This window comes from Arsukibacterium perlucidum DSM 18276, from assembly GCF_000382165.1.
GTDB lineage: Bacteria > Pseudomonadota > Gammaproteobacteria > Enterobacterales > Alteromonadaceae > Alishewanella > Alishewanella perlucidum.
The window spans coordinates 19,559-32,138 of record NZ_KB907727.1; the positions used below are offsets into that span (position 1 = coordinate 19,559).

Consider the following 12,580-nt stretch of genomic DNA (forward strand, 5'->3'; position numbering starts at 1 on the left):
TGTTAAAACCCAATGCTTAGCAGAGTAAGCACTGGCTTCGCCGACAGATAGCGCGATAACACTGATTAATTTCTGAAAATTGTCATAAAAGGCTATTTTCTTGGCATAGACTTACTTAGAATAGCCTGAGTAACTGATTTTAACTCCGGCGTTAATGCTGCAGTGTGCCCGCCAATGGTGCCTCTGCTGGCGGAGTACTTGTTAATAGGATCTGGCGTCTACATGTTTAATAAATTGCGTGGCCTCTTTTCAAACGATTTATCTATCGATTTAGGTACGGCGAATACTCTGATTTATGTAAAAGATCAGGGCATAGTGCTGAACGAACCGTCAGTGGTTGCCATTCGGCAGGAACGTGCCGGTGGCCCGAAAAGTGTTGCGGCAGTAGGCCATGCCGCCAAACGAATGTTAGGCCGTACCCCGGGAAACATCAAAGCTATCCGGCCAATGAAAGACGGCGTAATTGCTGACTTTTATGTCACTGAAAAAATGTTACAGCACTTTATCCGCCAGGCTCACAGCAACAGTTTTTTACGTCCCAGCCCACGGGTGCTGGTGTGTGTGCCCTGTGGCTCCACCCAGGTAGAACGCCGCGCCATTCGTGAATCGGCGCAGGGCGCTGGTGCCCGCGAGGTGTATCTGATTGATGAGCCGATGGCCGCGGCCATAGGTGCTGGTTTACCAGTGTCAGAAGCCACCGGCTCTATGGTGGTCGACATTGGTGGCGGTACCACTGAAGTCGCCATAATTTCTTTAAATGGCGTGGTTTATTCATCATCAGTACGGATCGGTGGCGACAAATTTGATGATGCCATCGTTAACTATATTCGCCGTAACTACGGCATTTTAATTGGCGAAGCGACAGCTGAGCGAATTAAAACTGAGATTGGTTCTGCTTACCCTAGTGATGACGTGCTGGAAATTGAAGTCCGCGGCCGCAATCTGGCAGAAGGTGTACCACGAAGTTTCACCATGACCAGTAATGAAATTCTTGAGGCACTGCAGGAACCTCTGGCAGGTATTGTCAGTGCGGTGATGGTAGCACTGGAACAGGCACCACCGGAGCTGGCTTCAGATATTTCTGAGCGCGGTATGGTATTAACAGGTGGTGGCGCTTTGCTGCGTGACCTGGATCGGCTGCTAATGGAAGAAACCGGTATTCCGGTAGTAGTAGCTGATGATCCGCTTACCTGTGTTGCCCGTGGTGGTGGCAAGGCCCTGGAGATGATTGATATGCACGGCGGTGATGTATTCAGTTATGAGTGATAGGGCGCTTAGCGCAACTGGTAGCGCTCTGACTAAAATAGTGATTTTATGAACGCCATATTCAGCCGGGGCCCGCTGCTCGGACTGCGTCTGTTACTGGCGGTGCTTTGCAGTGTCGGCTTAATGGTAGTAGATCGCTACACTGAGCGGTCTACCCAACTTCGCAGTTTTCTCACTTCGGCGGTCAGCCCGCTGTTTTACGTTGCCAGCTTACCCGAAACCCTGCTCTCCGGCGCCACCGAGCAGTTTATGTCGCACCAGCGCCTGCTGGATGAAAATGCCCGTTTGAAAGAAACAATGCTGCGCCAGAATGGCCAGTTGCAACTGCTTGGGTATCTGCAGCAGGAGAACAGTAAATTACGCGCTTTACTGGGCTCGGCACCACTGACGGATGGCCAGCGCTTGGTTGCTGAAGTGCTGGCCGTATACAGTCATCCATTCAGCCATCAGGTAGTATTAAATAAAGGCAAGAATGACGGGGTAACAGTGCATCAGCCCATAATTGATGAAAGTGGGGTGGTTGGCCAAATCGTCAGTGTCGGCCCTACCAGCAGCCGGGCCTTACTTATTTCAGACAACACCCATGCTATTTCAGTCCGGGCGGAGCGTACCGGCATCCGCACCGTGGCCGAAGGTCTTGGCCAGTGGGATTTATTGCGGGTAATTCATTTACCGCAAAGCGCCGATATCCGGGTGGGCGATCGTTTACTTACCTCCGGGCTGGATGGTCTGTTTCCCGAAGGATACCCGGTAGCTGAAGTCAGCCGGGTACAACAAGATGAAAGCCAGCCTTTTATGACTGTTTATGCTAAACCATACGCGCAACTGGATCGAATTCGCCACGTACTGCTGTTGTGGCCTGGCTCCAGGCTGGAAGATGTGCTGGATGCTGAGGAGCCAAACTAATGCGCAGAAACGGTGGGCTGGGTTTTATCTATTTGTCGCTGCTGGTCGCCTTGCTGCTAACCGTTATGCCTATGCCGCAACAAGTAAAGTTATTCCGGCCAGACTGGGCTTTACTGGTGGTGCTGTACTGGACGATGGCATTGCCGGGGCGGGTAAACATTCTTACGGCTTTTTTACTCGGTTTTTTAACAGACGTGCTGATTGGCACCGTGCTTGGGGTAAATGCCCTGGCATTTTCTGTTGTTACCTTTATTGTCGCGGTTAATCATTTAAAGATCAGGAACTTTTCAGTGATCCAGCAAGCCTTACTGATAGGCCTGTTTTTAGCGCTGTATCATTTACTGTTATTCTGGCTCAGCCATTTTTTAACCGGTGTATACTTTTTGCCCGCATATTTATGGCCGGTATTAACGGGTATGTTGGTCTGGCCCTGGTTATTCTGGTTGTTAAGGCGTTATCGCCGGCAGTTTAAGATCCAGTAATTTACCTTTTAACACGACTAAGATCCTATAATAATGTATCCAGAAATCGCTCTAGCCTCTGCTTCACCCCGGCGCCGTGAATTGCTGCAGCAAATTGCTGTGCCGTTTAGCCTGGTGCAGGTTGATGTTGATGAAAGCCACCAGGGCAACGAAAGCCCGCAGCTTTACGTAACCAGACTGGCGCACGCTAAGGCACAGGCAGGTGCTGAAAAAATACAGTTTGCCCTACCGGTGCTGGGCGCAGATACCATAGTAGTGGTAGACCAACACATTTTAGGCAAGCCGGCTGATCAGGCTGATTTTAGCCGGATGATGCAGCTTTTGTCCGGCCGCTGTCATCAGGTAATGACTGCAGTGGCGCTGGTTGGCAAGGGTAGCAGCGATAGTTGCTGTGTCAGCACAGAAGTGTGCTTCCGTGAGCTCAGTGCGGCAGATATCACGGCTTACTGGCAAACGGGCGAGCCGCGCGACAAAGCGGGTGGTTATGGTATTCAGGGCCAGGGGGGGCGTTTTGTCAGCCATATTAGTGGCAGCTACAGTGCGGTGGTAGGTTTACCACTGTGCGAAACTGATTTTTTATTACGTAACTGGCAGGAGCAGGCATGAGTGCAGAACTACTGTTAAACGTTACGCCCACCGAAACCCGGGTTGCTCTGATTGAAAATGGTGTGCTGCAGGAACTTCATATTGAGCGTCAGGCAAAACTGGGTCTGGTCGGCAATATTTACGTAGGTAAAGTCAGCCGGGTATTGCCGGGCATGCAGGCCGCTTTTGTCGATATTGGTATGGATAAAGCGGCTTTTTTACATGCCTCTGATATTGTGCAGCATAATGAAAGTACCGAGCAGGATAGCAAGCCCGCCGTCAGTAAAGACATCCGGGTACTGGTGCGCGAAGGGCAGCATTTGCTGGTACAGGTGGTCAAAGATCCACTTGGTACTAAAGGCGCCCGTTTAACCACCGACATTACCCTGCCATCCCGCTACCTGGTGTTTATGCCTGACTCCAACCATGTTGGCGTATCACAACGACTTGAAACCGAAGCTGAACGCAAACGCTTAAAAGACATTGTCAGTGATTGTCTGGACGACAGCGGTGGTTTTATTATCCGTACTGCTGCAGAAGGGGCGGGCGCTGAAGAACTGGTGCAGGATGCCAGATTTCTGAAGAAACTCTGGAGTAAAATTGTTAAGCGCAAGCAGAAAACCAGGAAAGAAGGCGTAGTATACGAAGACTTAACCCTGTGTTATCGCATCTTGCGTGACTTTGTTGGCAGCGAGCTGGAACGGGTACGCATCGACTCAAAAATTACTTATCAGCAACTTACTGCCTTTTGCGAAGAGTTTATGCCGCACATCTCGCCATTGCTGGAGTATTACCCCGGCGAGCGGCCTATTTTTGATATGTTTGATGTTGAAAATGAAATTCAGCGCGCATTAGAGCGCAAGGTTCCACTGAAAAGCGGCGGCTACCTAATTATCGACCAGACCGAAGCGATGACCACAATTGATGTTAATACCGGCGCCTTTGTTGGCCATCGCAATCTGGAAGAAACGATATTTAATACCAATACTGAAGCGACTCAGGCCATTGCCCGCCAGCTGCGGTTACGTAATCTGGGCGGTATTATTATTATCGACTTTATCGATATGCAAAGTACCGAACATCAACGGCGGGTATATCACAGCCTCGAGTTAGCGCTGGCACGTGATCGGGCGAAAACCAATATTCATGGCTTTTCGGCCCTGGGCCTGGTAGAGATGACCCGCAAGAGAACCCGGGAAAGTCTGGAACACATCCTGTGCTCTGAGTGTCCGGTATGCAAGGGGCGTGGCACGTTAAAAACCGTCGAAACCGTCTGTTTTGAAATTCTGCGGGAAATCGTCCGGGTCAACCGGGCCTATGCCGCAGATAAATTTGCAGTATATGTATCGCCGGTCGTCAAAGACGCCCTGACAACCGACGAGTTTCATAGCCTGGCGGAGCTACAGGTTTTTATTGGCAAGCAAATAACTATTTACGGTGAGCCAATGTATTCTCAGGAGCAATTTGATGTGGTGATGATGTAGTGCAACAAGCAAAGCGAGTCTGCTTTTATTGTTTACATAAGATCTGGCTACTGTTGGCCATTGGCCTGGTGTTGCTTGCTACTCTGGTGTCCATCCTGCGTCTGGCATTGCCCTATGCCGATAGTTACAAACATCATCTGGAACAACTTATCGCCAGCCAGCTGGATACCGAAGTACGAATAGCGCAAATCAGCGCAGGCTGGCAAAAACTCGGCCCGGCTTTGGTGTTAAACCAGATGGAACTGGGTAACCCGCAGCAGGGCGTGCAGCTTAGTATTGAGCAAACCAGAGTTCATTTTGATTTCTGGAAAAGTTTACGTAGCATGCAATTGCGGGCGGAGCACTTTGAACTCAGCGGCCTGCGCTATGCAATTGACAGCAGTGCTTTGCTAAATAGCCCGCAAAGTGAGCAGCCACTTGATACCGCCCCGGCGATTAACGCGCTTGAGCAATTATTTTTTCGCCAGTTAAACCACTTTACTCTGCTCGACAGCGAGCTGGTGTTAACGGCCGAGAGTAGTGACGCTATTGTTATCTCTGTTCACAAGCTGGACTGGCGCAACGAAGGCGAACGCCATCAGGGAATTGGTGAACTGGCGGTCGCTGATATCACCGGCAATTCCTTGTCTTTTATTATTGATTTATATGGCCCCAGCTTAGACCAGGCTTTTGGTCAGATATTTCTGGAAAGCCGTGAGCTGGATATTTTGCCGTGGTTTCAGCAATCCTTGCCAGAAACAGGCCGGCTGGATCTGGCCAACATTAACTTTGAGGCCTGGGGCCGGGTCGATAAGGGCGAATTACAGCGCTTTCAGATTGAACTGGCTGATAACAGTTTAAGCTGGCAACGACAGGGCCAGGCCCATCAGTTGAAACTGGGGCCTGGCCAGCTGTTGTGGTACCCCACTGCAGCTGGCTGGTCCTTATATTCAGGGCCTTTGGCATTATCAGATGGTCAGGCTCTATGGCCTGATCTTAGGGTGCAGTTACATCGGAGAACCGCGGGTTGGCATGGCCAGTTGCAGCAATTAAAGCTGGACGCCTTAGCGCCACTTAGCCAGTTACTTAGTGATGAAATACCTCAGCTGGCAAGGCTGACATCTACTGAGTTACAGGGTGAGTTAACGTTGGCACAGTGGCAGTTTCAAAGCAGTGACAACTGGCAGCTGCAGGGACAGCTTAGCAATTTAAGTAAAACAAGCAGTAATGAGCTGCCGGGTTTAGACGGCCTGGACGGCAAGTTCTGGGCAAGGCCGACTGCGGCAGGCTTAACCCTGAGTGGCCAGCAAAGCGAATTAAGCTGGGATAGCATGTTCAGTGCGCCGATAGCTTATCAGCAATTACAACTGGAGTTACTGGCCCGGCAAAGCACAGCAGGGATCTGGCAGCTACAACTACCCGCATTGCAATTGACGGCAACAGATTTCAGCCTTGCTGGCAGCGCGCAATGGAGTATGCAGCAACAACCTGAACTGAGCTTATTTGCGGTATTAACCGGGGCCAGTGCCAGCAACATTGATCGCTACCTACCGTTGCGTTACTTACCGGAAAAAACCAGAGATTATCTGACGGAGGCAATTGTTGATGGTCAGCTGGAGCAGGCGTCTGTGCTGTGGCAGGGGCAGCCAGCCCAGTATCCTTTTACCGAAGGTCAGGGCATCTTTCAGGTTGGGGCAAGTGTGAGCAATGGCCACTTTAAGTTCAACCCTGATTGGCCGGCTTTGCAGCAGCTGAACAGCCGCTTGTGGTTTGAAAACGCCCGGATGCAAATAAGTACCGACAGCACTACTATCGGCGGTATGGTATTGCAGGGTAATGTTACCGCTGACATTGCCAATTTACTGGACGCAGAATATCTGACTATTGGTATCGACAGCGCCGTAAAACTGCCCGACGCCACAGGCCTGATTAACGCTTCACCGCTGAGTGAAAATTTAGGTAAGGTATTACAGCAGCTGGCGCCGGACGGCCCGGCCCGTGCTGATATTGAGTTGCAGGTGGGTTTACGCCAACCCTCGGTTCAGGCCAATGGCACAATAACACTAGATAACGTTAGTCTGGATTTAACTACACCACCGCTGGCTATCCGGCAGTTAACGGGCCAGGTAAAATTTAGTGACAGCGAGGTAAGCGCTGAAAATCTTCAGTTCAACTGGCGTGAATTGCCGGTAACGGCCAGCCTTAATGGCGCGCAACAGAGCGACCATTACCTGTTCAACCTTAATGCCAGTGCTAATAATACCAGCAGTACTGCAGTGCAAGCGCTGTGGCCGGCAGCTATAGATCTGGTTGAGGGCGAGCTGAGCTGGCAGTTGGCGTTAGCGCTGCAACTGCAAGCTGATGATTTCAGCTATAACTCGAAGCTAACAGCTGATTTAACCAATACCGGGTTACTGCTACCGGCTCCCTATCATAAAGATGCTGCGACAGCTGCCCAGCTGGATATTATTGCTCAGGGTGGCAGCCAGCAGGGTTTACTGACCCTAAATTACGCTGATCAGTTGTATTTTAGCGCTGAGCTGGACCATTCAGCAGCGCAGGTGCGGCGGGCTAACCTGAGCCTGGGCGCTGAAGATTCTGGGATCAGTGGCCCACATTTTACTATCGATGTCGATGTAGGCCAGGCTGAATTATTACCGTGGCAACAACTGCTTAGCGAGCAATTGTTAAGCCGCGATACTTTGGCAGGCGGGGTTATGCCACCGTTAAGCAGGGTAAGGGGCAGAATTGCTAAGCTTGGGTTGGTGGCAGGTACTGCATTAAACAATACCGTATTTGAACTGGAGCCGGGATCGGATGCCTGGCAGTTAAGTTTACATGGTACTGAAATCGCCAGCCGCTGGTCATTCAGCCACGACTGGCAGCAACAGGGCGTACAGGCCGACATAGACTATTTGCATTTGCCGTTACCGGGGAAAAACCTCAATCAGGCAGTTGTCGCGACTGAAGGTGAGGTGCTGCCGCAACTGCAGGCCAGTCTGCTGACCATGCCACCGCTAACGTTAAAATGTAATGACTGCTCAGTTGGTAACTACCGCTTTGGTAAGCTGGAGCTGATGGCGCTTGGCCAGGGCGGGCACTGGCAGTTATCAGAGTTTAACAGTCGTTATAAAGGCAACCAACTGACGCTGCAGGGCAACTGGGTGCCGGACCAGCAGCTGGGCGTTACCGAGCTTACCGGTCGTTTTCAAAGCCCTAATCTTGGCGCGCTGTTAAACGAATTTCAGCTGACAACTGGCATCAGTGGTAGCCGGGCCGATATGAACTTTAAACTTAACTGGCCAGCCGCACCTACCCAGTTTGATTTAGCCGGGCTTAACGGCCAACTGCAGTTTAATCTGGGCGAAGGAGCCTTAACCGAAGTCAGTGATCAGGGCGCGCGGCTTTTTTCCATTTTCAGTCTCGATTCACTGGTACGTAAATTACGGCTGGATTTTCGTGATGTCTTCTCCAAAGGGTTCTTTTACAACAAAATGAGTGGCGCGCTGGCTATTCATCAGGGTGTGGTGCAAACCAGCGACACTACTATCGACGGTGTACCTGGCAACCTGGCCATTCAGGGCTATGCTGATTTAGTCAGTCAGCAGCTGGATTATCAAATGTCATTTTCACCTAAAGTTACCTCCAGTTTGCCGGTGATTATTGCCTGGATGGTTAACCCGGCTACCGGCCTGGCGGCGCTGGCGCTGGATGAAGTATTTCAATCAGCAGAAGTGATCTCACGGATTAACTTTACCGTTACCGGTAACTTTGAACAGCCGGTGGTTACCGAGGTTAACCGCCATAGTACCGAAGTACCGGTACCGGTGCGGATAGCTCAGCCTGAGACAATGATTGACCAAGAGGAGCAACAGCCCCGTGGCGACTAGCTGGCGTTTATCAGCCATTCAGTTAACCAGTGGTCCTGAGCCTGCGGCTAACCTGGCAACAGTAGAGTATTACCTGCAACAACTGCCCCGGGCTAAGCAGCATCTGGTGCTATTGCCAGAATGTTTTGCGGTATTTGGTGGTGGTGACAGACTGCAACTCACTCATCAGGCGGCTATTGGCGCAGGTGATATTCAGCAGGCCTGCCGGCAACTGGCTGTTAAATTTGGGGTGTATCTGGTAGCCGGCAGTCAGCCAACTACCACTACTAACCCTGAGCGGTTTGCTGCCAGCTGCCTGGTGTACAGCCCGGCCGGTGAGCTACTGGCCGATTATCAGAAATTGCATTTGTTTGACGTCAATGTGGCTGATAGTACCGGCAGCTATCGTGAGTCGGCCACTACTATCCCGGGTGAAAAGATTAGTTTATGCCAATTGCCTGATCTGAAACTGGGGTTGAGTATATGTTATGATGTGCGCTTTCCCGGTTTAATGCAGGTGTTAGCCGCGCAGGGTATGCAAGTATTAACAGTACCATCGGCGTTCACCCGGCCAACCGGCACGGCCCACTGGCATACCTTGTTAAAAGCCAGGGCGATAGAGAACCAGTGCTTTGTACTGGCCGCTAATCAAACCGGAGTGCATGCTAATGGCCGCGAAACTTATGGCCACAGCCTGATTATCGACCCCTGGGGCGAGATATTAGCTGACGCAGGCACAGGCCCAGGATGGGTGTCAGCATTGGTTGATATCAACCAATGCCAGCAACTTGGCCAGAAAATGCCGGTCCACCAGCACAATCGTTTTAACAGTGAGCTGAAATAATGAATGCAGTTGAACAGAATTTAATTACCGCCTCCGATCTCAGCATGGCAGATCTGGAGCATACTCTTGGCTATTTATTTGGCCATCAGCTCGATTATGCCGATTTATACTTTCAATCCAGTATTCATGAATCCTGGGTGCTGGAAGATGGTCTGGTTAAAGATGGCTCTTTTAATATTGAACGCGGTGTGGGTGTCCGGGCCATCAGTGGTGAAAAAACCGGGTTTGCCTATGCCGACACTATTAGTGCTGCCGCGTTGCAGCAAGCCGCAGGTGCAGCGCGGGGCATTGCCAGCCATGGCCAGCAAGGCCGGGTAAAAGCGTTCAGCAAAAGTGGTAACAGTAATATTTACCTGCCATGCGAGCCGCTGCAAAGCATGACTAATACCGAAAAGGTGGCGCTGTTAAAGCAGATCGAAGCTTTTATCCGCACTCTTGATAGCCGGGCTGAGCAGGTGATGGTGAGTTTGTCCGGCGTGTATGAAGAAGTATTAGTTGCCGCCAGCGATGGCACCTTTGCTACCGATATCCGGCCACTGGTACGGTTGAACTGTTCAGTGTTACTGGAGCAGGATGGCCGGCGCGAGCGTGGCAGTGCCGGCGGCGGAGGTCGTACCGATTATTTGTATTTCAGTGAGCTGGTAAATGGCCAGCCGCGCTGGCAGCAATACGCCCGTGACGCGGTGCGGATGGCCCAGGTTAATTTAACCGCCATAGACGCCCCTGCCGGCACCATGCCGGTGGTGCTGGGTTCGGGCTGGCCCGGCGTGCTGTTGCACGAAGCGGTTGGCCATGGCCTGGAAGGTGACTTTAATCGCAAAGGTTCGTCAACGTTTAGTGGCCGGATTGGCCAGCAGGTCGCCTCTAAGTTGTGTACTATCGTCGATGACGGTACTTTAGCACACCGGCGTGGCTCGCTTAATGTCGATGATGAAGGGGTACCAAGTCAGCACAATGTGCTAATCGAGAAAGGCATTCTGAAAGGCTATATTCAGGATAAACATAATGCGATGCTGATGGGGGTTAACCCTACCGGCAATGGCCGGCGCGAGTCGTTCGCTCATTTGCCAATGCCGCGAATGACCAACACCTATATGCTGGCCGGCGAGCATGATCCGGCTGAGATTATCGCCAGCGTGAAAAAGGGTATTTATGCTCCGAATTTTGGTGGTGGTCAGGTAGATATCACCTCAGGTAAATTTGTATTTTCGGCCTCAGAGGCTTATTTAATTGAAGACGGTAAAATCACCAGCCCGATTAAAGGCGCAACTTTAATTGGTAACGGCCCGGCTGCTATGCAGCAAGTGTCGATGGTGGGTAACGACTTAGCGCTGGATACCGGGGTTGGCGTTTGTGGTAAACAGGGCCAGAGCGTGCCGGTAGGCGTTGGTCAGCCAACCTTAAAACTGGATGCTATGACCGTCGGCGGCACCCAATAACTGATAAAGATCAACAACAGGAAGTAACAATGGCTGCATTTGGTAGTGTTTTTATGCCACAGATGGCATTAACCCGTTTTGAACAGGGCGCCTGGAGTACCCCGCAGATTGTCCCGGCAGACAGTATTAGCCTGCACCCGGGGGCACATGTGCTGCATTATGCCAGTACTTGTTTTGAAGGCTTAAAAGCCTTTAAACACGGCGATGGCTCGATTAATTTATTCCGGATGGAAAAAAACGTCGCCCGTTTAATTCAAAGTAGCGGATTGCTGTCATTACCGCAGCCCGATGCTGCAACGTTAAGTAATATGATTATCGATATCGTCCGCCAGTACGCCAGCGATGTACCAGAGCCGCCAGGCTCGATGTATATCCGGCCAACCCATATTGGTACCGAGGCGGCGATTGGTAAAGCAGCAGCGCCGACTGCCAGCTCAATGCTGTATGTGCTGTTATCACCGGTAGGCGACTACTTTGCTGGAGGCAGTAAGCCGCTGCGCTTGTTGCTGGAGCAAAACGGTGCCCGCTGTGCGGCGCATATGGGTATGGTTAAAAGTGGTGGTAACTACGCCAGTGCGCTGCAACCCATTTTAAAAGCTCGGGCCAGCGTGCAGGCTGATCAGGTGCTGTTCTGCCCGGGTGGCGATGTTCAGGAAACCGGTGCCGCTAACTTTTTGCTGATCGATGGTAATGAAATTATTACCAAGGCGCTGGATAGTAGCTTCCTGCACGGGGTTACCCGCGATTCAGTACTTACCCTGGCCCGAGATATGGGCATGGTAGTGTCAGAGCGGGAGCTGAGCGTTGCTGAGTTACTGGAACGTGCGGCCAAGCCAGGTACTGAAGCAGCCCTGTCAGGCACCGCCGCGGTATTAACTCCGGTAGGTACCTTAATTGCCGATGGTGTCGAGCATAAAGTGGGTAGTGGTGAAGCCGGCCCGGCTACCATAAAACTGCGCCAGGCGCTGAATGATATTCAGTGGGGCCGCGCCGAAGATAAGCATGGCTGGTTAACCCGTATTTAAGACTGAATAATTGACCATTTAAGCGGAGTCGGTTTGCCCTAAACTAACCGTTGAAGCCCTGGATGGGCGGAAACGAGCACCCAGGGATGGGTTCACGGCGTGTTAGTGTGGGCAAACCGATGAAAGCGGAAACCCTAACCGTTCTCGCCATCCATAATCACCGGCCGGATCAACTGAAACAGCTCGCGAAAGGCTTTTGGTGGTTGCTCTTTTTCCTGCTCTTTCTTGGCCTGGCGGATCAACAAACGCAATTGCTGAATTTCTACATCCGGATAGGCTGCCACAAACTCAGTTAAGGCATCATCGTTATGCAGCAGCTTTTCACGCCATTTTTCCACCTTATGAAACTGTTTATCAGCGGCTTGTTTGGTATTACGCATTACCGCCAGTGCCTGCTCTATTTGCTCGACATCGCGGGTACGCATTAAGCGGCCGATAAACTGAATATGGCGGCGCAGTGCTTCGCGCTTTTTTGCCAGCTTATCGGCCAGTTCCAGTGCATCCAGCAGTTCTTCATCCAGCGGTACTTTGGCCCGGGCAGCCGGGCTTAACGCCACCAGCTCTTCGCCCAGCGCTTGCAGGGCATGCATTTCACGTTTGATCTGGCTTTTGCTGATATGGTCTGGTTGTTCCAGCCATTTACTGTCGCCATATTTAAATTCGGTTTCGGTCATGGTGCTTCTTCATTAGCAGATTTGTGC

General features: G+C 51.4%; 10 protein-coding genes. 9 read left to right on the forward strand and 1 reads right to left on the reverse strand.

Annotation, left to right across the window (positions count from 1 at the left end; genetic code table 11):
- The first annotated feature begins 222 nt into the window (after nucleotides 1–222).
- The 9 genes from H141_RS0116050 to H141_RS0116090 are packed head-to-tail and all read left to right on the forward strand — an operon-like array spanning nucleotide 223 to nucleotide 11,879.
- Nucleotides 223–1,266 (forward strand): rod shape-determining protein, encoded by a 1,044-nt coding sequence (locus tag H141_RS0116050; RefSeq protein ID WP_019677307.1) that lies wholly within the window; start codon nucleotides 223–225, stop codon nucleotides 1,264–1,266.
- Nucleotides 1,267–1,314: 48 nt separating this feature from the next.
- On the forward strand, nucleotides 1,315–2,172 hold the full coding sequence (gene mreC, locus H141_RS0116055; RefSeq protein ID WP_019677308.1) for a rod shape-determining protein MreC: 858 nt from the start codon (nucleotides 1,315–1,317) through the stop codon (nucleotides 2,170–2,172).
- Complete coding sequence (gene mreD / locus H141_RS0116060) at nucleotides 2,172–2,654, forward strand: rod shape-determining protein MreD (RefSeq protein ID WP_019677309.1); 483 nt, start codon at nucleotides 2,172–2,174, stop codon at nucleotides 2,652–2,654. The genes mreC and mreD overlap by 1 nt, the downstream gene beginning before the upstream one ends.
- Before the next feature lie 33 nt (nucleotides 2,655–2,687).
- Nucleotides 2,688–3,260: a Maf family protein gene (locus tag H141_RS0116065; RefSeq protein WP_026349508.1), complete on the forward strand. Its 573-nt coding sequence runs from the start codon at nucleotides 2,688–2,690 to the stop codon at nucleotides 3,258–3,260.
- Nucleotides 3,257–4,723 (forward strand): ribonuclease G, encoded by a 1,467-nt coding sequence (gene rng / locus H141_RS0116070; RefSeq protein WP_019677311.1) that lies wholly within the window; start codon nucleotides 3,257–3,259, stop codon nucleotides 4,721–4,723. The genes H141_RS0116065 and rng overlap by 4 nt, the downstream gene beginning before the upstream one ends.
- Entirely contained in the window at nucleotides 4,723–8,592 is a 3,870-nt protein-coding gene (locus H141_RS0116075) for a YhdP family protein (RefSeq protein ID WP_019677312.1), read from the forward strand. Before rng ends, H141_RS0116075 begins: the two co-directional genes overlap by 1 nt.
- A complete protein-coding gene (locus H141_RS0116080) occupies nucleotides 8,582–9,415 on the forward strand; it encodes a carbon-nitrogen hydrolase family protein (protein WP_019677313.1) in 834 nt (277 codons plus the stop codon). Before H141_RS0116075 ends, H141_RS0116080 begins: the two co-directional genes overlap by 11 nt.
- Nucleotides 9,415–10,854, forward strand: a complete 1,440-nt coding sequence (gene tldD, locus H141_RS0116085; protein ID WP_019677314.1) for a metalloprotease TldD — start codon at nucleotides 9,415–9,417, stop codon at nucleotides 10,852–10,854. The genes H141_RS0116080 and tldD overlap by 1 nt, the downstream gene beginning before the upstream one ends.
- A gap of 29 nt (nucleotides 10,855–10,883) precedes the next feature.
- Nucleotides 10,884–11,879 (forward strand): branched-chain amino acid aminotransferase, encoded by a 996-nt coding sequence (locus tag H141_RS0116090; protein ID WP_019677315.1) that lies wholly within the window; start codon nucleotides 10,884–10,886, stop codon nucleotides 11,877–11,879.
- Between the two features lie 134 nt (nucleotides 11,880–12,013).
- Here the strand turns inward: H141_RS0116090 and yjgA are convergent, their stop codons facing one another.
- Entirely contained in the window at nucleotides 12,014–12,553 is a 540-nt protein-coding gene (yjgA, locus tag H141_RS0116095) for a ribosome biogenesis factor YjgA (protein ID WP_019677316.1), read from the reverse strand.
- Nucleotides 12,554–12,580: the final 27 nt, after the last annotated feature.

What these genes read in the sequence shown, in the direction of transcription:
- H141_RS0116050 (WP_019677307.1), top strand. Translation starts at nt 223, where the DNA reads ATGTTTAATAAATTGCGTGGCCTCTTTTCAAACGATTTATCTATCGAT.
- mreC (WP_019677308.1), top strand. Translation starts at nt 1,315, where the DNA reads ATGAACGCCATATTCAGCCGGGGCCCGCTGCTCGGACTGCGTCTGTTA.
- mreD (WP_019677309.1), top strand. Translation starts at nt 2,172, where the DNA reads ATGCGCAGAAACGGTGGGCTGGGTTTTATCTATTTGTCGCTGCTGGTC.
- H141_RS0116065 (WP_026349508.1), top strand. Translation starts at nt 2,688, where the DNA reads ATGTATCCAGAAATCGCTCTAGCCTCTGCTTCACCCCGGCGCCGTGAA.
- rng (WP_019677311.1), top strand. Translation starts at nt 3,257, where the DNA reads ATGAGTGCAGAACTACTGTTAAACGTTACGCCCACCGAAACCCGGGTT.
- tldD (WP_019677314.1), top strand. Translation starts at nt 9,415, where the DNA reads ATGAATGCAGTTGAACAGAATTTAATTACCGCCTCCGATCTCAGCATG.
- H141_RS0116090 (WP_019677315.1), top strand. Translation starts at nt 10,884, where the DNA reads ATGGCTGCATTTGGTAGTGTTTTTATGCCACAGATGGCATTAACCCGT.
- yjgA (WP_019677316.1), bottom strand. Translation starts at nt 12,553, where the DNA reads ATGACCGAAACCGAATTTAAATATGGCGACAGTAAATGGCTGGAACAA.